We start from the raw sequence: 18,212 nt of genomic DNA, 5'->3' as shown, positions 1-18,212 counted from the left end.
AGGAGGAGGAAAGAGACAACGATTGCCGCAATCGACAGCTGAACGGAAAACATTCCAGCAAAGCTAGAAGCAGAGAAAGCCCTTTTGATCGGCGATTACTCAGCGCCCCGCCGGGGAGTCACGCAGGGTGGTCCTTGATGCGAACGCGTCTTGTACTGGCCATATATTGCCTAACGCTGGCGGTCAGCGGGTCGGCTCCGGTGACAGGCCAATACGCCCCGCACAACCAGACCGCATTGAACGCGCACATGAGTCTCTAACAACCTAAACCCCTGGGCCGCCTCCGCTGGACCGCCTTGTTAGCTGGTCTTCCGCACGCATCACGCCAGCAGACTTGGCGCATCCTACGGACGTTTCAGCCAAACACGCCCGACGAGACGAGCGATTATCCTTTGCCACAACGGAACCGGCGGGCCGATTCGTAGCTCAACAGGACCGTATGTTATGCCCCCGGGCCAGCTACCGTAACCGCAAAGCATACCAGTTGTAGGAGTGGTTTTCGGATCTGCCGGGAGACAAAGCAAGATCGTGCCATATTCAACGACGCTTCGGTCAATGCTGTAGTAGTTCAACACAAGCCAGTTATTGTCTTCAAATCCTCCTCTGAAACGGTAGTAATAGTTCCTCATCTTCGGTGAGCCCGGGTCAACCGGGGCGACCAGTTGAATCTCGCCGCCATGTTCCTTTAGGCCAACCCAATAGCGAATTGTCAAATCGCGAGCGGGGTTTGAGGTCGGCGAGATCTCCTTCCAAGTACCTGTCCACTCATGGAGAGCGAGGAGCTTCCGCCGATCCCCTCTCACCGCATGATAGTGTCTCGTGTTCCACCACGTGATCGCGACTTTCATCACGATGCCACCAACGGCCGCCGCAGCCGAAAGTGCTTTCTCCAAACCGATGACCTCCAAGTGTGAATTGATGTCCGGCATTACGGTCCCTCCGCAGGGTTGCTCCAATCCAGCTAACAATGTTTAGACGGATCCGCATAAGAACCGGATCGGACGGTTCCTGTCCTTATAACACGCCGCTGCCGGTCGCAAACAATACGCCATATTCCACATTCGTTCAATGAGTTGCGACTACAAGATTATGTAGCACGGGGTCTTATACGGATCCGTATAACCAGAATAAATTGGACACATCCAATTCCTATATGCCGTTAAGTCATCACTGGCCAAGCTGTTTATGGTGGGTTTCTTCATTCGAAACTACGGGGCCGCGTACTACTGCCCGATCGTTTCGATCAGCGCCAGTTCGTCCGGCGTCAGCGTGAATCGCTCGCACTGGAGATCTTCCGTCATGTGCTGGGGATTGGTCGTGCCGGTGAGGGGCTGCATGCCGATCTGTCGCGAGAAGCGAAAGACTATCTGGGCCAGGCTGGTCTGATACTTGGCTGCCATGGCGCGGATGGCCGGTTCGATGAAGACTTCCCGATTTGCTGTGAGCAGCGAAAAGCCTTGGTAGATGATGCCGTGCGTCTTGCAGATGTCGCGCACGTCACGGTCCCAGCCAAAGGCGGCATAGCAGCGGTTTTGCACGACCATCGGCTTATGCCGGGCCTTGGCGCAGAGCAAGGACAACTGTTCGGCGGAGACATTGCTGATGCCGATTATCTTCGTGTTGCCGGACTCGTAGAGCGCTTCGATGGCCGCCCAGACTTCCCAATCCGCCTGGCCCAATCCGCGCCTCGAATAGGGCCCGTGCAGCACATAGGAATCGAGATAGTCCGTATGCAGATGGGCCAACGAACTCTGGAAGGATTGATTCACCTGCGTGGTGAGGTCGGCCTTGGCGTCGTACGGGGTCCGGTGATCCTGTCCGTCCACCGGAGTAAACTTGGTCTGAAGAAACAGCGCGTCCCGAGCGAATCCCTGCTTCGCCAGCTCAAGCAGCGCATCGCCGACCAGCGCTTCCTGATAATGGATCAATTGATTGGCCGTATCGATCGCCCGAAAGCCCGCCTGCACGGCTTGCAGGACCAGGCCGGTCGTGGCCTCTTTCTTCCACGCGGTGCCGTACATGAATGCCGGAATTCTGATGCCGTTGTAGACTGTCATCGCCATCGCTTCGACTCCAATCGCACCGATCCAATGAGCACACCTGAAGGAGTGCTTCCTGAGGAAAGCTCCCGTTTGCCTGTGCGGAATACCTGTCAGTATACTGAAGCCCCACACAATCCGAAAGCACGGTTTTCCGGCTCACCGAAGCAGAACCCGCTCGACTGACGATCGGGAAGGGTGGAAATCAGTGGCCGGAGAATGTCATCATCGGCCGGTCCTTCAACGAGTCTTCGTGGCGTAGGTCCCCTGTACCAGAGCAAAAAGGAGCGCTCATGTTGAAACCCCTGCTCGAAGTCCCTGCTGACGATCATGCGCACACCTATCATCAGCTGGGCTACCTGGCGGCCTATGATGCCGTACTGAACAGTGAGTATGCGTTCCTCGTGTACAAAGAGATCGATCGAGATTCCAACGCCTGGCGCATGAAAATCAAATCGACCCACACAGAAGGGGCCACCTTCGAACCGGCGGCGGTGGAGACGAAAGCCCGGGAAGCCGGCGCAAAAGGCAAACCCTATGTCAGATGGGGCTTTTACTGTGAGCCGACGATGTCGGACCCGCGCCAGATCGAATATCGGCTGCATCAGGAGCAGGGGAAGCCGACGGCGATTGAGTTATTCGTGCGGCTGCGCACCTATGAACACCAGGCCGATACCCCGCAGTCGCTTCGTTTTCCCTGGCCGACCGGGAAGCAGGCCGCCTCGTGATGGGGCGCCGGCAATTAACAGCGCGTTTGCCACGGCCGCACCCAGGCGCTACACTCTGCCGGCCATGAATCCCGATACCCCTCATCACAACGCCGAGTTGGCATTGAGCCGGCGCTATCTCAACGACAATCCCTGGGTGCTTCAGGCCGTCACGGGATTCTTGTCGGCCTACTTCATGGAGCATCCGGGATTCCGCGTCCAGCGCCACTTTGATGAACCAGCCTCGGGCATGCACGTCTGGAGCTGCGAGGTTCCCGCCGGACTTAAAGTCCCCCGCCTCCTCAAACGCCTCCAGGCCGATATTCCCCCCTGCAGGATTCTGCAGCCGGACGATCCGGCATCGTCGTCGCCCCGGTACGTGATCGACGCCCCAGGGGATTAGTCATGCGGTCAGACAGTATGGTGTGAGATTAACAAAACGCAGGGAAAACCCGGAAGGCAAGACAGACCTTGTCCGCCGGGTGCAGGACCTGATCGATGTGTGAATGGCCTCATGAGCCTCGCGGTCTGAGCCACTCCAACAGCCGTTCACACGTCGCTTCGAGCGGTCGATCGGCCATGACGGCAATCCCGGCCAGAGCCAGCAGACTCATCACCAAACTCGCTTCTTCAAAGTCCGTCATACGTCCCTCCAGCTGCTCACACCCTATCGCAGCGGCAGCGCAAAGCGTAGTCCTCGAAAGAGGGACACAGGTGTCCTTAGGACCGTTTCCTTGCCACCTGGCAAGGAAATGCTTCCCACAACTCTTGGCAAGGTAATCCTTCCCACAGGATCATGGCCAGCGATAACTCAACTGGGGAGCAGCCCGTTCGTTATTAAAGGGACTACAGGCATAACTTTGCCGATTCGGCAGGCTTATGCCTCGAATTCGATTCCGCAACTTTATGCCTCTAAGATCACCGCAGATTTTATTGCACTGAATTCTCGTACAGGATAGGTGGGTGGAGCGCTTGACCTTAATAACGAGGACAATTCTTGCCGACTGGGACTCTAACCCAGGACCCTCGCATTAAAAGAGCTAATGCGCCTTTTAGGATGGGCAGATATCCAGAGCGACAGATTGCGACAAACCGATTGAATATCAGGCAACTATAGAGGGGAACACTGCCATGAGTTGCTACCTAGATACATTCCTGATCGACACCAAAACCGTGACCGAACCGTAACCATAACCAGTTTTAAATCAGAATCAGTTCACCACCTTGGACATGACCAGCCGGGAGTTTTTGTACCACCTCATGTGTTAGTCCTCAGCTCGTATGGCCGGCCACCCCATTCTTGCCTTCTTAGCTTCTAACTCCAACGCTCCTAACCTTTCATCTTTGGAGTATTTCCGGTGACGTGCCCGGGCAAATTTGATCCAGGCTGAATGTTAGACCAGGTTGGCCACTCGCTGAATGGCCGAGAGCACCCATTTGCCATCGTGATGTTTCACAAACGTCCAGGCTTCAGCAAACTCACCCGATAGCCGGTCACCGGCTTCTCCCGCATCACCCAGTTCACTCGATGGCATGGCAAGAGGTCGGACATAATCCCGTGCCGTCCATTGCATGAGCACGGTCGCGTAGAACCGAGCCTCCTCCGCCCATGATTCGCATACCTCCGTGCGCATCACAACCACGTCCTCCACTCGACTCTCAACTCCCCTGCTGACGTTCTTGGCGAGTTTATCGCTGAAATACTGGTACATTTCGGGGGTCGTAAGCCGGCGAAGCCTTTGCGCATCTTGTCGGTCCCACGCCGCCTGAATCTCGATCAGGAGTCGGCGGAATTCCGCTTCGTCGGCGGCCGTCAGTTTGAGATCGGAAGATGACACCGGACTGAGTACACCAATTGAAGGAGGAACCCAGGCTGGCAACCCGGCCCTTGCATTGCTTGGCCCAGAAAAAGCCGGACTGAGATGTGGATTGCGCCTCTTGTACAGGTAATACGCGCCTAACCAGACCGAAGCCATCATGAAGAGCAGCACGCCAGTCGACGGGCCCGAGGAAGTTGAAACGGCGCCATTTTCTTCTTTTACAGAATTCCCTGATCCGTCGTCATTCACAGCCGCAGGCACGCTCGTCGCGCCAAGGAGCATATGGCCGATCCAAGACCCGACTACCCCCGCCGCAAGGCCAGAGAGGACAGGATTCCGCTGGAAGAAGGAGGGCTGTGCGACCGGTGGCGCAGCGGAAGTCGGAGGGACGGCGGGCCCAGGGGCACGCGGTGTCCCGGCAGCAAACCCAGGTGAGGCGGTGGAACGCTCGATGGGCTTAAAACCGTTTGGCTCGAAAGTCCGACTGCCGCGACTCCCAACGCTGTTGGATGACAGGCTGCCGCTCTCTGAAGAGCTTCGCCCCCCGCGATAGCCGCTTCCGGCTTTCGCCACGCTCAACACCGGGGTTCCAAGGAGTGATACCGCAATACTAAGCACGATCAATCCTATCCTCCTGTCCTTCATATATGTATTCTCCTTGGTATCTCCATCTGGCAGCCAACGCCTAGTTTCAGAGCATGTGCACAATGGCGACCACGACCATCAGTGCCATCCATGCCATCACGCAAAACAGATAGACGTTCAGTATCAAGGGAACCTCTTGGGCACCATACAGTTCTCTATGAAAGCTATGGCTGCGGGCGTGAAACCACTCATCGGCCGCGAAGCCGACATGGCCCCCGGGAGCCGATTACGCAAACACCCCTCTCTCGCCCACGACGACTAGTATCACCTCATTTTCTTGGCCGAGAACGAGCGCGGATCTCGCACTCTCATCAAGTTGATCAGTCCAAGCTACCTAGACGGGTTCTATTACAACCCGCGAATGAACAAGGACTTACTTCGACAGCATCACGAAGGGGCGTTGGCTTCCGCACCAGCGACCATGCGAGTCTTCTCGACAAACTGCTCAGAGGACTCGTCGAGGACACGGGCCTGACGCCCGCGGTCCTTGTGGATATAAATGAGCTGGCCGCCCATCTGCCCTCGGTGCGCCGGCAGGAGTTTCATCTCGTATTTGACCGGCAGCTTGTGGTCGGCCAATTGAAGCTCCGGGTTGTACACGCTATTGAATTTCCACAGCATCCTGATGAAGTTGGTTTGCCCCCGCAGGAGATGCCCGGCTGCAATTGTGGCCGTCCTCTTGAGCGCGTTCCATCCGAGATGTTTCATGTTCAGGACTTGCTGGGTTTTCACCAGTTCCTCATAGAACTCGCGAAGTGACAGCTTCGTGGGTAGGATGGCATGCTGGATATCGAACAGCCGGTAATCCCGCGTCTGAACCCTCCACCCGTCCGTGTGCCAGCTTTCAGTCCCCGGATAGGGCGTATTCACGCTGATGTTGACGATCTCGGGTATGTCCATGCACCACTGCCGAATGACCTCGAAGCGCTTCCTGTCCCAGTCTGGATCGGCGATGAGGTTGATGGCCACGGTGATCCCAAGTGACCGCGCAAACTCTAAGGCTTCGAAGTTCTTTCCCAGCGACACGCGCTTGGGGTGCATCCTGAGCCCTTCCTCGTCAATGGCCTCCACCCCAATAAACATATATTCCAGGCCGAGATGCCTCCACAGTTTGAACACCTCTTTGTTGCGGAGCAGGACGTCGCCGCGTGTTTCGAGATAGTACTGTTTCTTGACCCCTTTCTTGGCAATGGCGTCGCCGATGTCAAAACCATGCTTGGCCTGAATGAACGCGACATCGACCACGATAAAGACGCCCGGTTCCCTGATCCTGGCCAAGTCCTCGATCACTTTGTCGGGGCTCACCGGCCGATAGCTACGCCCGTAGAACGTCCAGGCACTGCAGAAGGAGCAGTCCCAGGGGCAACCGCTTGTGAACTCAATCGAGGCACAGGGATCGAGCACGCCGATGAAATATCTGTGCCGATGCCGAAGAAGGTCGCGGGCCGGCAGCCGGTCGTCCAGACTTTCGACGAACTTGGGCGATGGGCCTTCGCCGTACAGGGTGACGACGCCGGGCACTTTATTCACGGCCTTGCGATCGTGTGCGATGGCCTCCAGAAGAACCGGCAACGCTCCTTCTCCTTCGCCCCTCAGGATACAGTCGATAGCCCCATTCCCATGCTCCAACAACTCCTCCGCAATAAACGATGCGCTGTGTCCTCCGACAAGAATACAACTCTTAGGAGATCGCTCCCTGGTCTGCTTGGCGAGATCAACAATTTCAGGCACATTGGCCAAATAATTACAGGAGAAAACCAGGACGTCGGGCTTCCAACTCTCAACAACCTTGAAGTAGTCCTTGTGGTGTTCTACTTGCAGATCAATCAGGTACACTTCGTGACCTGCCTGGCGAGCAGATTCAGCCACCAACTCCAGCCCCAGCGGCTCTAACCGCAAGTAGATCTTGTATACATCAAGGGACTTGGATGTACGGCCAGGAACTTCATCGATCGAGTACCTCCTTGAGCAAGGTCGTCGCGCATGACTGTGCAGGCATTCGACGTGTGATGTCGGGCAAAGTTCGTCCGCCTTGATGAACAGAGGACACAAACTTATGTATAGTGGCCGGCGTTATCTGGGGTCATCGCGACAATCCGGAGAACACGTAGGTGCCTTCATATGATGTGGGCACTTCGCTGTATCGGCCTCCCTGCTGGTGCGCTCCCATACAACTTAATCCTGGACCTGAGAAGGTCAGCATCGTGACGATGGAACCAACCCGCAAACGAATGGGACGAATTGGCCCCACTTCTGTGGGCAGACTTTCTTGATTCATAAGTGACGCTTTCCCAGTCTACCTACACGGGTGCGATCAGTGCAGGCACGTTGTCGACGTGCCCTGTCCCACTCATTGGAGCAGCAAGTCACATACCACTCCACCCGATGAGTCCGCACGAGAGCAAACTCCACGCAGTGACAAGGGATTAGGGTGTTTCAGTGGTGCGCCACGTGCGTGGTGAATTATTGGACCGCACTTCGCCGCAATTGGAATCGCGATTGGTCGCGGTTTCTCGTGAAGACTTGAGATTTGTCGCGATGGCTGAGGAATCAGATGAGCTGCGCTGATCGAAAGAAGCGAGAGCTGTGGGCCGTGACAGCCCCAGCTTCTGCATGCGACTACGCAGCGTGCTGGAGCTGATCCCCAATCGACTTGGTGCTCCCAATGGACCGTAAATCCGCCACCCGGCTGTTTCAAGAACCTGGCGAAGGTGAAAACGCTCTGATTCGTCCAGCCCTGTGGGTTGTTCCGTGACTGCCGCGGACCTTGGACCGGGAGTCACCACGCGTTCGGCAATTTCGAGGATATGGGTCGGAGCGAGAATGGCCGCTCAATGACGTTTTGGAGTTCGCGGAAATTCCCAGGCCAGTCATACTGCGCCAACCGTGTCAAAGCCGGGTCATGAAACATCAGGTTTCCTCGTTGGAGCTTCGCCCGGCAACGCTGGAGAAAGTGTTGTGCCAAGAGTGGGATATCTTCGCGGCGATCTCTCAAGGGAGGAAGCGTGATTGGAAAGGCATTCAGTCTATAGTACAAATCAGATCGGAAACGTCTCTGCAGGACGGCTTGGGCGAAATCCATATTGGTTGCAGCGATGAAACGCACATCCACGGAGACCGACCGCCCCCCAACCCGAACACACCGTTTTCGAGACTCGACACACTTGAAACCTCGCCGAACCTTTCGACGCAAGCAAGCGACCAGACTACGACAGAACGCGGCCGATCTTCTCGCAACTGCCCATGCCTACCGCTTCACATCGGGCCGGTCAGGCTCCCATCCGTTTAGCGCGACACGCCAGTGGTGACGATACTGAATGGTCCATTCAGCAGAGGCGTACCGACATAGGGCCCTACAGCCGTCGGTTCATCCCTTCCTCTTCGGATCAATGTGTTTCGTCCACTCATCCATCGTCGTGACGGGATGAATGCTCCCGGTTTGGGTAGGAGCCAACGGCTCGAAAAACTCCAGCAGGGATTGATAGTCTTTAGCCTGGACCGTGATGTAGTAGGTATGTTCCGTGACAGCCACATAGGCACTCAGAATCTTGATGCCTTCCTTCGCGGCGAGATCCCGTTTGGCCCAGAATTCATTGAGCATAGTGGCGCCCTCTTTACTTCTTCCTGGACAATTCTCAGGTGTGTGAGTCCAATGGGCTACAAACAACATCCCCTCACCGTCCATCATGACCTCCGTCTGTTTGGATGAAGTATTTCTCTTTCCCTCGACACATCTGACACATAATTGCTGTCCACATTTTATATGAGACAGAATACTGATGGTTTCAGGGCTTCAATTGCGTAAAAACGGCACCCAGGAGTTCTTGGACGCTGAACGGTTTCGTCAGCGTAACGTTGACTCCTAGATGCTTCGCCACGTCGAGATAGTTCCACTCTCCTCCGTATCCCGACATCGCGATGATCTTGCGCGCGGGATGCGTTTTCCAAATGAGTGGGATGAGTTCCAGCCCATCCATCTCTGGCATATAGAGATCCACCAGAATCACATCCACCGCGTGATCCTGCAGGAGGCGCAAGCCTGCTTTCCCACTGTCGGCGCTCAGCACCTGATAACCTGCGCCTTCGAGAGCGGACCGGGAGAACGTCCGCACTTGCGCTTCGTCGTCAATGAGCAGGACAGTGGCCATCGGACTTGCTTATCCTTCCCCGGCCTGTTTTTTTCACTTGAAGAGAGACCATCGGTCGCGCATGCAGCGGAACCTGGAACGGGCTGCGACTGGCTAAACCGCGAGCTGAGAGATCTGCTCCATGGAGCCTTATATGCCATGACTGGATCGAGTACGGTCAGAGCTATCTGACCTGAGTAATCCCCCGTACCTTGTGGGCCTGATGCACGAGAAGGCGTAATGCCTTTTTCACCCCAAAGCGGCGCTTGTCTTATGTATGAAGGACCGCCTTCCCCCTCGGCTTAATGAAACGGCGACGATCACTCCCACTCTCATTTGATGCGTTCATCGTCGCCTCGCTGAGGGCCCCCTTCGAGCGGGGTGCTCCCTGCACAAGAACCGAATCATGAAATGGTGGGAGTTCGGCCATTGACTGTTAGCCCCCGATCTTGATACCGATTTGTCAAAGACGTTCGGGCATATCCTACTCACAAGTTGGCCTCGGAGATGGAAGAGCGAATCGCCATTGGGCTCAAATGCACAACGCCCCGTCGCGGCTTCCCACAGTCACCGCTGATTCCCGCCGAGAAAAACCTCTAAGCCTGAAGGGAAGCCCGATAGAGCGGGCTTCCCCTCGTGATCCCACCCGGACAAGATGAGGCCGCTAGTTTTTAGAATCAGCGAGCGGTGTCGCCTGAGCAGGAAGTTCCACGCTCGCCTGGCGAATGCCGGGCTGGACGCCCATCAGCGGTTTCAGCCGCTGGTCCCCTGGAGGCAGCACCCGGAGATATCCCCACTGTCCCGACTGGGAATAGGGCAGTCTCTGGTTGCTCCAGATATAATCTCCCTGCATGCGGAACGGGCCACCGGCGCTTGGAATAAAGGCATCAATCGTTTCCGATCCTGCAAATTCCACCACACTGATCATGTCCGCCCCTCGCATGAACGGCTCAATCGGCCATTCATGTCGTTCAACGCTGAACATGCCGTTCTGCTCGTTGCTCGCGCCGAACACATGGATACGAACGGGATCTCCTGCATGGGCCTCGATAATCGGGGTCGCCGGATCCTCCGGCTTGTCGGCGACGCACGGCTGGAACATCTTGCCAAGGGTGCAGCCGTTTCCCTCTCGGAACTTGTACGGCTCCGCCCGGTAGTTCACCGCGGTGAGCCCGGCGGTACTCTGCACATAGGGCATGAAACTCGTCCCGATGATGTTGTCTTCGTCCTGGAAGAACAAGGCCACATCACGATAATTCACCCGGTGTTCATATCCCGCTATCGTTCGATCCACAATGACGTCGGCCACCCAACTGTTCTTGTTGGAAAGGTCCGCGCCGGTCTTTGGATCCCGGTACTGCGCACCCTTGGGGCCGATCACCAGCGCCCCGTAGAGCCCGCTGCGGGGATGGGTCATTACATTGCCCCAATCCCACACCAATGAGGCGGTCTCACCCAGGAACGGATCCGCATAGAAGGTATAGGTCCGGCTTTCTCCCGGCGCGACCGTCTGATCGCCAGGATTGTTGCCGACATTCGCCCCCAACGAATCCTTGGGGTCGAACGCCAACCCGATGGCCGAGAAGGAGGCTCTCCCTTCTTTCATCCTGTTCGTCAGCTTCACCTTCAGGCAGTCCCCCACATTGGCCCGCAAAGTGAGCGGCATCGGCTGGGGGCCTGCGGCCACCGTCGAGACCTCTTCCTCCAGCACGTAAATCTTCGCGTTCGGATTGACCATCTGAATGGTCCGTTCAAAGTCGACTTCGATGACATCAGGCGCGTTGGGATGCAACTTCATCGAGGGATGATCCATCGCCACGACGTTGAAGCTCTTCACCGGAGCCTCTGACGGGCACACTGCCAGCGGCTTCGGAATTTCATTTCTCCGGCTATAGCCGGCCGGCAGTTTCTGCAGCTCCGGGACCTCCTTGTCCAAGACTCGCATGATGCTCCAAGCGCCCTCGGAGAGCTTGGAGGAGCGGCCGTTGAAATGGATATAGTCGCCCGGTTGGAGCCGCGGGCCACCCGCTTGCGGCACCACCAGATCGTACCGTTCGGCGATGCCGATATGAATGGAGTTCTTCCGGTTGGCATCCCCCGCATAGCGTTCGGTGAGGTACGTGTGACCGGAGAGTGTCCAGACCATCGTCTCATTCGCCATGGTCTGCAGCAGCCGGAACACCACCGTGTCTCCCAGATAGGCGCGCACCATCGGCGTATAGGGATCGCCGTGGACCGCGCTGCTGAAGAGCTTCGAGGGGTCAGGATTGGCAGCCAAGCGTCCCGAGATCGGCTCGGCCTTGAAGTTCAGGCCGCCACCCGTTGTATGGGTCCCTCCGTTGAGGAAGGCCATCGGCGTCATCGGAATATGCTCGGGCATCGGGAAGGAAATCGTCTTGCCCGCCTCCAACGCCACTTCGATCGGCTGTCCGGGAGGATTGCCCTCCGTCACGATGTTCACGGTATGCGGCACGGTGTCATTTAATTGCACCAGCAACTCCCGGAAGCTTCCGTTTACCCCATACCCGACCGGTTCGGCCGTCCGGATGTCGGCGAGCGGCCCGCTCCTGATCTGTTTGCCGGTCTTCGGGTCATGGTAGGTCGAGCCGACGGGCTCAATGATAATGGTGCCGAAACCTCCATGCGGCCACGTGACCCGACCTAGCGCATGGTCATGCCAGAAGACCGTCCCAACGTCGGAATCCACCCAGAACCGTTGCCGAACGAACTCCACCGTCACGATATCCTTGACCGGGTGGCCGTGTTTCAGCGGTCTGTAGAGGGTGATGTGATTGCCCGTGATGGATTTCACGCGGCCGATCTCATTGCCTTCGACGTTATCCGCCCCGATCAGGATTTCCACATTGGGCTGGTATTGCGCGGCGTTCTTGACCGTAATGACCCGGTCGCCTTTCTTGGCCGGCTTGGTGAAGACGGTATTCATCGGCAACGGCAGACCGTGGTTCACCTTTTTCTCCAGCATCGTGAACGGACGCACCGACTGCTCGTACGAAAAGCCCGTAATGACGCCGTCCGAGGACTGATTGTCGAACTGCAGGAAATGCCAGTGCGTATTGACCTTGGACGCATGGAAGTTAATGTGGTCGTCGTCCTCCCATTCGCTGGTCAGCATCCAGTCAATACAGTCATAAATATTGGCGCGCACGACCAGCGGATATTTGATGTCGCTGTTTCGGACTTGGGCCTCCTCCTCGTGCAGCACGTAAATCAGCCCGCTTTCGTCCACGATAGCCGGCGTATCGCCTTGTTGGTCAGCCAGCTTCATCGACGTCTGGATGAAGTGGACGTTGTACTTTTTCGATCCGGCGTTTTCAGGACACATGCTCCAGCGGCCGTTTTCGCCGGGCTTCGCCGGGTAGGAACTGGGCAACCCATCGTCGTCGAGATGGATCATGTCCAACCACGGGGACGGGTTATGGTTCTGAGAAAACGGCACACGCCGCCCGAAGTGCGGTTTCAAATGGGGCCATGCGATCTTGCCCGTGGCCGCCTCAAAGACAATGGGCAGCCGCTGGCCAGGGTTCCTAGACTGGTACCGTGGATTCAGGACGGTGTTCTCCCGTTCCGTCATCGCACGAGTGCCCTGCCAGACCCAATCCAGGACGCTCGCATCATACGAGAGGGTTTGCCCCTTTTCATCGTCCTTATGACCAGGCTTGCCGTGGGGCGGCAACTGCATTTCCACCCAATCCTTGATCGTGACAACGGCCGGGTCGGCTTTCCAATCGGTCTTGCCTTTCTCGATGATCCGGAACTGCTTGCCGAACCAATCGACCGTCTTGCCGATCAACTCATCGGATGTCACTCCAGGCTTCAGGCGACCAGTCCGATCCGGCAGCTCTCGGAGATCCGGCATCACATCGTTGTGATGCTCAGCTTGCTGAAGGGTGTTGTACACTCGCCAGTAGCCCCACATGCCCGCGATATAGTGATGCGCCACATGACAGTGGAACAAGAAATCACCGGCTAGTTGCTGGCAGAGGCCTGAACCGCATTCCGTTTCGAGATCCATAGTTTCCGACGGCCCGATGACCTCGACGTCTACCCGATCGGACTTCGTCCGAATGACCGGATATTTGACCGGTCCGTTCTTGGCGGTGTGCCAGAGCGGCATCTCGTCGATGGCGCGAGGACTGCGAGGCCAGCGAATGGATCCGCCGTGGGGATGGTGGGAGTGGAACACTTCGGACCCGCCATGGACCAGTCGGAATTTCGCGGGGTCGCCGAGATAGCTGCGCGGCACGGTCGTCGCGGGATCGCCGAACGTATAGGCGCTGTAAGCCATGGACTCGTCTTCGAATCCGAAATACTCGTGTTGGGCTTGCATGTTGTCGACACCGAAGGGCTCGCTTCGATAATTGATGGCCCGGGCCACCGGCCGATAGACGTCGGTCAGGGGATCGCGCTGCGGCAGGAAGTCGCCTTTCTTGTTGAGCGGGCGGAACGCCTCATCGCCGACCTCATGATAGATGATGACAAACTCTCGAAAATCCGGACCCGTGCCGTTCTTGATGATCGCCTGCCACCCGCTCTTCATGGCAGTCGGGTTCCCGCTTCCCAGCGGGTCGAGGTATTCGGATCCCTTTGGTTCAATCACGAACGTGCCGAAGAGGCCCATGACCGTCAATTCACGATCGTTGCTGTAAGAGTGGAACTGTCGTCCGCCTTCCTGCTGGGTCGGCGGGATGTACCACTCCAGATCCACGGTCTTTCCTTTGGCCGCGATGCTGTCCGGATTCGTCGTGGTCGCAGGCTGACCCGTGGACGCGATGACCATGCTGGAGCCGTGGATGTTGAGGCTGACCTCCTCGCCACCCTCCAATTGATTGCGAAGCGCGATCTTCACGCAATCACCCTGGTTGCCCCGGATGACCAGCGGCTGGATCCATTGACTCTGCAAGCCGTTCTTCACCGCACCTGGATCATAACCGTCCTTGTCACGGGACTCGCGGTTCTTCGTTTCCTCTTCGCGCACCTTGTCGAGGTTCTCGGTGAGCACGTACATGTAGCCGGGATAGAAGTCGAGCCACATGTTGAGCGAGATTTCGACATTGATCGCGGAGATATCGTACTGCCGGACCGGTGCAGCTGCGGGACACCGCCCACCCAGGGTCGAGACCGGCTCCACGCCGGAATTCGACATGAGCAGCACGTCCTGATCGCCCGCACCATACTGGTGCATCATATTCAGGTTGTTATAAAACCCGCCGGTGCGCTGCACGGACGCATCCTGCTGCATCTGCTGCATGACGCGGTGATGCTGGAGCTCCACCATTGAGGAGCGCTCCGGACGGCCCTCCAACACATCCTCGACGATCGTTTGTCCCTTGAGCCGCTCGGCCCAGGCCATCTCTGGTGGGTTCTCCGCGGCACCAAGATGCGCCGCATGTTGGGCTACCGCCTCATCCCCGGCCAAGGCGAGACCCACGCTGCACACGACATTTGCAAGTACCCGATGATATTGAACCAGCCTCCGCATCATAATGTCCTCTCCATTTCCTCTTTTGATCTAGCCATGCCGTTGTCGCCGAGGGTGTCAGCAACCCGACGTGCCTGCCTGCGCCCTGTTCACCGCGTCTCCGTCCGAGCTACCGCTGGTTTCTCCGGGTAATGCCGGCGCCGGAGTCGAGCCTAAATCGACGATGACATTTCTGCCGCTGCGCCGGACAATCCCCGACCATACCCGCCTTGTTGACCCATCCATACTCTCAGCCTCCTCCACCACTGTGTCGACGAGTCTGTCTTCAGACGCTCATGTCTCAATCCATAAAGTCTGGCAAAGGCCAACTGCGTTGGAGGGAATGGTGAGGAGGCCAGTCCATCGGTTCCCGTTCCCCTGCCAGACAAGTCATCGTCATCACACACAACACACAGGCCGTCCTGTGTTTCCTCACGGACCGGCGGCGCTCTCGGTCAGCGACTGCATGCAGCCGGAATTACCGCCGTCCAGCAGAACCCCGCTGCGGCGACCATCGCCAAGGACCACCCGAGGCGAAATATTCCCGCTTCGTCGCACGTCCTCCGCTCTTGCTCCGCGCCGTGCTCTTGCTGCCGCATGTCTTCCCTCCTCGCGACGGCCTCGTGTACGCTGGCTCGCGCTTCGGTTGTGCGAAATAGACCAGCAACTCGCGTGCCGTGATACCACGCCATGCCGAGCACAGGAAGGCATGCGAAAAAAAGGCAAATCGGTGGCTTGTAGGAATCGGTGAGGGAAGAACGTCAAACCTGGGCGCGATTGTTCGCGGTTCGCCGCGAGATATCGCGGGCGCGTAAGTAGATCCTGGTGTGAATGTCAGCTAATGGGAAGCTTGGCTGGCCGGCTGACTCCAAGCTTTTTCATACGACTGCGAAGAGTGCTCGGGTTCATGCGGAGTTGAGCGGCGGCGCCCTGCGGTCCATAGATGCGCCAGTGCGTGGATTCCAAGACACGGACAATATGTCGGCGCTCCATGTCCGTCAGGTTTGGGGACACTTCATCATGTGATGTCGAGGTCACCAGAAATTGCGGCTCGATCTCGACGACGGTGGAACGGGCCAGGATGACGGCCCGTTCGATGACGTTCTGCAGCTCGCGCACGTTTCCCGGCCAGGCATAGGTCGTCAATCGGCTCATGGCTTCGGTACTCAGTTCCAGGGCCGATCGCTTCAGTTTCACCTGGTACGCTTCGAGGAAATGGCATGCCAACAACTGGATATCTTCCCGCCGTTCCCTGAGTGGCGGAACCAGAATGGGGAATACATGAATACGGTAATAGAGATCCGATCGGAACCGCCCATCGCTCACCGCGGCGACGAGATCGCTGTTGGTCGCGGCAATGACCCGCACGTCCACCGGCAGGGGGCGCGTGCCACCGATCCGATCCACCAACCTGTCCTCCAGCACCCGCAACAGTTTGGCCTGCGCTTCCAGCGGCATTTCGCCGATCTCGTCCAAAAACAGCGTGCCGCCATTGGCGAGTTCAAAACGCCCGGGGCGCCGCTGATCAGCTCCGGTGAAAGCACCGCGCTCGTGACCGAACAGCTCGCTCTCCACCAACCCCATAGGGAGTGCCGCACAGTTCACGCGGATGAACGGTTTGTCTCGACGGGGACTGAGGTCGTGAATGGCCCGGGCCATCAATTCCTTCCCGGTACCCGTTTCTCCCGTGATCAGCACCGTTGTTGACGTCGGACCCACCGCTTCTGCCTGCGCCAACGTTTTGCGAAAGGAGGCGCTGAGCCCCACCATCGCCCCGAAGTTATGGGTCAGCTTCAATTCTTCGACCAGATACTCGTTCTCGCGCGCCAGTTGGTGACGCATACGATCGATTTGCTCGTAGGCCTTGACGTGATCGATAGCATAGGCAATTTGCGTCGCGACCAGCTGGAGAAATTCCAAATGCGCTGGGTCTGGTGCACCCCGTTCTACACTGCCGATGTTCAAGGTGCCAATGCAGCGCTCGCCTATCGAAAGTGGCAGATTGATCATCCGCCCCAGCCCTTCCTGGGCATAATAATGGTCCTCCAGAAACGTGCGTTCCAGGGTGAGATCCGGTCGGATATGGATTGCCCGGTGATCGTAAACCCAACCGACGGCACTGCCTGCCTTCGGAATGACCGCATCGCGCTGTAACACACGGTTCGGCATGCTGGTTTCAACCGCGTAGAAACGAAAGGACTCGGATTCCGGATGATAGAGCGTAATTCCGGCCCGCTCCCAGGGCAATACCTTACGAATCTGTTCGGTTATCGCGCGCCATAGACTGTCGCTATCGGGCTGAGAGTTCAGCACATTTGTGACGGCCAATAAGGCGCGAAAGCTGTCCTGGATGCACCGCATCGGAAATCCCCCGGGCAGGGACACACCCGGCTGATGTATCGATCGCAGCGCCGGTGATGATAAATCTGTAGCCTGGGTAGGTCCGAGAGCAGCGCAAGCTTGTTTCCTGGAGGAGCATGTATCACCCATTGCTTACCTTATAGCTCAGGCAAAGGTTAATCGGCTTGATGAACAGCGGCAGTCATTTTGGACAAATACTTGCGCGTGGCGCAAAGATCGCTTCGGATAAGCATGTTGCCAAGCGATTCATGCTCATTCCGATGACGAGCGTGCCGAGAGTCGTTACTGCGAGGATGAGATGGGTCCACACCCGCACGTCCTCACGATCTTGCATTGTCTTTCTGTCGCGTTGGGCCATTCTGTACTCCACCTCTTGAAACGCCACGACAATGATGTTCTCCAACTCTAGTCCTTCTCCCGTTCGGATGTAGCTCAGGACATCTTCTTCACGTCCAAGTACAAGATCCATTGAGAGTCGCCGTTTTGTCTCAAGGAGTTCTTTCACCTGACCGGTGAGCATCTCAACATGTGCATGAAGATCCGGCCACGGACCTGTCATGGTGCCCAGACGGTCTACAAGACTGGGGATGTCAGATTCGGCAGCAACCATGGGTTTTACAAATCTGCCTTCTTTCGTCAAGACATAGCCTCGAAAGCCGTTATCCACATCAGTTACGAGACGTTCGAGGCGAAGCAGGTCCTGTTTGATATGAACATAGCGGTCTCGATCATCCTGTGCGGTCTGCCATCGACTCATACCCCCTGCTTGGATTCCGAGTACCACACACAGCAAAACCACTACGAGGAAGCTCAGGACCATTTTGCGCTTCATAGGATTGGTCATTGTTTGGCTGTGACTTTCTTCGAGCTCATGGAAGGGGGATCCCCTCCCATGAGTTCGAAAGATCTTACAGCCAGGTCACGCGCTCGGCCGGCCGAATGTAGATCGGCTCTTCGACCTGAATACGCGCCACTTCCTTGCCCGACTTGTTGAAGCCCAGGACGGTATCGTTGTACATCTCGAACCGCTTCCC

At 57.1% G+C, this 18,212-nt stretch carries 13 protein-coding genes and 1 pseudogene; 3 read left to right on the top strand and 11 right to left on the bottom strand.

Features of this window, described 5'->3' with window-relative positions; translation table 11 throughout:
- Window positions 1-344 precede the first annotated feature (344 nt).
- Both ACO9S2_RS14685 and ACO9S2_RS14680 read right to left on the bottom strand, forming a co-directional pair.
- Window positions 345-929 (bottom strand): hypothetical protein, encoded by a 585-nt coding sequence (locus ACO9S2_RS14685; protein ID WP_423723131.1) that lies wholly within the window; start codon window positions 927-929, stop codon window positions 345-347.
- Between the two features lie 294 nt (window positions 930-1,223).
- Entirely contained in the window at window positions 1,224-2,063 is an 840-nt protein-coding gene (locus tag ACO9S2_RS14680; RefSeq protein WP_423723130.1) for an aldo/keto reductase family protein, read from the bottom strand.
- A gap of 269 nt (window positions 2,064-2,332) precedes the next feature.
- On the opposite strand from ACO9S2_RS14680, the gene ACO9S2_RS14675 reads away from it, so the two are divergent.
- Window positions 2,333-2,767, top strand: coding sequence for a hypothetical protein (locus tag ACO9S2_RS14675; RefSeq protein WP_423723129.1), 435 nt, complete (start codon window positions 2,333-2,335; stop codon window positions 2,765-2,767).
- A gap of 64 nt (window positions 2,768-2,831) precedes the next feature.
- On the top strand, window positions 2,832-3,149 hold the full coding sequence (locus tag ACO9S2_RS14670; RefSeq protein ID WP_423723128.1) for a hypothetical protein: 318 nt from the start codon (window positions 2,832-2,834) through the stop codon (window positions 3,147-3,149).
- Between the two features lie 109 nt (window positions 3,150-3,258).
- Here the strand turns inward: ACO9S2_RS14670 and ACO9S2_RS14665 are convergent, their stop codons facing one another.
- On the bottom strand, window positions 3,259-3,390 hold the full coding sequence (locus ACO9S2_RS14665) for a hypothetical protein (protein ID WP_423723127.1): 132 nt from the start codon (window positions 3,388-3,390) through the stop codon (window positions 3,259-3,261).
- 750 nt (window positions 3,391-4,140) lie between these two features.
- Window positions 4,141-4,848: a Tim44 domain-containing protein gene (locus ACO9S2_RS14660; protein WP_423723126.1), complete on the bottom strand. Its 708-nt coding sequence runs from the start codon at window positions 4,846-4,848 to the stop codon at window positions 4,141-4,143.
- 640 nt (window positions 4,849-5,488) lie between these two features.
- Here ACO9S2_RS14660 and ACO9S2_RS14655 point away from each other — a divergent pair.
- Entirely contained in the window at window positions 5,489-5,686 is a 198-nt protein-coding gene (locus ACO9S2_RS14655) for a PHP domain-containing protein (protein WP_423723125.1), read from the top strand.
- On the opposite strand, the pseudogene hpnR reads toward ACO9S2_RS14655, so the two are convergent.
- The 7 genes and pseudogenes from hpnR to ACO9S2_RS14620 form a co-directional block, all read right to left on the bottom strand.
- Window positions 5,599-7,160: pseudogene (gene hpnR / locus ACO9S2_RS14650) on the bottom strand (hopanoid C-3 methylase HpnR). The gene ACO9S2_RS14655 and the pseudogene hpnR overlap by 88 nt on opposite strands.
- A gap of 830 nt (window positions 7,161-7,990) precedes the next feature.
- Window positions 7,991-8,404 (bottom strand): sigma 54-interacting transcriptional regulator, encoded by a 414-nt coding sequence (locus ACO9S2_RS14645; RefSeq protein ID WP_423723124.1) that lies wholly within the window; start codon window positions 8,402-8,404, stop codon window positions 7,991-7,993.
- 174 nt (window positions 8,405-8,578) lie between these two features.
- Complete coding sequence (locus ACO9S2_RS14640; protein WP_423723380.1) at window positions 8,579-8,881, bottom strand: DUF3303 domain-containing protein; 303 nt, start codon at window positions 8,879-8,881, stop codon at window positions 8,579-8,581.
- 115 nt (window positions 8,882-8,996) lie between these two features.
- On the bottom strand, window positions 8,997-9,359 hold the full coding sequence (locus ACO9S2_RS14635; RefSeq protein ID WP_423723123.1) for a response regulator: 363 nt from the start codon (window positions 9,357-9,359) through the stop codon (window positions 8,997-8,999).
- A gap of 643 nt (window positions 9,360-10,002) precedes the next feature.
- Window positions 10,003-14,841 carry a multicopper oxidase domain-containing protein gene (locus tag ACO9S2_RS14630; protein ID WP_423723122.1) on the bottom strand — a complete coding sequence of 1,613 codons (4,839 nt, stop codon included), beginning with the start codon at window positions 14,839-14,841 and terminating at the stop codon, window positions 10,003-10,005.
- An 810-nt stretch (window positions 14,842-15,651) separates the two neighbouring features.
- Window positions 15,652-17,178 (bottom strand): sigma 54-interacting transcriptional regulator, encoded by a 1,527-nt coding sequence (locus ACO9S2_RS14625; RefSeq protein WP_423723121.1) that lies wholly within the window; start codon window positions 17,176-17,178, stop codon window positions 15,652-15,654.
- Window positions 17,179-17,359: 181 nt separating this feature from the next.
- Window positions 17,360-17,935: a CHASE3 domain-containing protein gene (locus ACO9S2_RS14620; protein ID WP_423723120.1), complete on the bottom strand. Its 576-nt coding sequence runs from the start codon at window positions 17,933-17,935 to the stop codon at window positions 17,360-17,362.
- Window positions 17,936-18,212 lie beyond the last annotated feature (277 nt).

The sequence above is a fragment of the Nitrospira sp. NS4 genome (assembly GCF_049546785.1).
In the GTDB taxonomy this organism is placed as follows: domain Bacteria; phylum Nitrospirota; class Nitrospiria; order Nitrospirales; family Nitrospiraceae; genus Nitrospira_D.
Note: the sequence above shows the minus strand (reverse complement) of the source record. Positions and strands in the feature narration are given on the sequence as shown.